This window comes from Alcanivorax sp. HI0044 (assembly GCF_001634945.1).
The window spans coordinates 1-1,015 of record NZ_LWEZ01000412.1 but is presented as its reverse complement, the minus strand read 5'-3'; the positions used below and the strand labels follow the sequence as shown (position 1 = coordinate 1,015).

General features: G+C 58.1%; 1 protein-coding gene and 1 pseudogene. Both read right to left on the bottom strand.

Annotation, left to right across the window (positions count from 1 at the left end; translation table 11 throughout):
- Nucleotides 1–187: pseudogene (locus A3730_RS04985) on the bottom strand (cyclic nucleotide-binding domain-containing protein); the annotation flags it as partial.
- 132 nt (nucleotides 188–319) lie between these two features.
- The coding region (locus tag A3730_RS04980; protein ID WP_063537630.1) for a crotonase/enoyl-CoA hydratase family protein at nucleotides 320–1,015 on the bottom strand (696 nt) is incomplete at its 5' end.

The following is a 1,015-nucleotide window of genomic DNA, read 5'->3' as shown; positions in this document are numbered from 1 at the left end:
CCAGCATACCGCCTTTCACCACGTAGGTGGTGTCGCGACACATGCCGTATTTCAAGGCATCGTCCGTGGGCGCCAGCGGCAGGGTTTGTGGCTGCAGCGGTAGCTGACCGATCAGTTCGTTGACGAGACGTTTGTACAGGCGGGTCAGGGCGGAAAAGCCGCCGCTGGCTTCGGCTACAGAAATCATGCGCTGCCTCAATAATGGTCGGTTTCTGCATTGAGTATGCCGCAAGATCCCGAGAGGAAACAGGGCTCGCTTGGCAGATTGATGAGGAGGGAAAGGCACCGGGGCAAGGCGCCCCGGTGTGTGCGAATCGGTTCAGTAATCCCGTTCGCGAGGGCCGAATGTTGGCGCTTCTTTTTTCATGTTGGCCTGCATGGCGCGGCGCTGGTTTTTGCTGCGCAGCATTTTGAATTGCAGTTTGCTTTCCACGTCGAAAGCCTGGGCTTCCGGTACGTTCCAGCTTTGCTGGAACAGGGCCTTGCTGGCGCTGATGGCATCCGGTGAGCGGGTCTTGATCGCCTGTGCCAGTTTTTCAGCTTCTTCCAGGGGGTTGGTCGCCACGCGGGTGACCAGGTTCATGGTTTTGGCTTCGTCACCGTTGAACAATCGCCCGGTCATGGTCAGTTCCTTGGCCACGTCCATGGGCACCAGTTCACGCAGGGTCACGGTGCCTGTCATGTCGGGAATCATGCCCCACTTGATTTCCATGATGGACATTTCGCAGTCCGGTGTGGTGATGCGAAAATCCGCTGCCAGCGCAATCTGCATGCCGCCGCCGTAGCAATAGCCGTGCAGCACGGCGATCACCGGGATGGGCAGTTCGCGCCAGCACCAGCACACTTCCTGAAAAAGATTGGTTTTCTTGATGCCGTATTTGGTGAAGCTGCGCAGCAGTTTTACCGGCTGCTTCATGACGGTGCCGAAATCCAGCCCGGCACAGAATGCCTTGCCGTCGCCCTGAAGAATGACGGCGCGTAATTCACGGTCCTTGCGAATCAGGCGGGCGGTTTC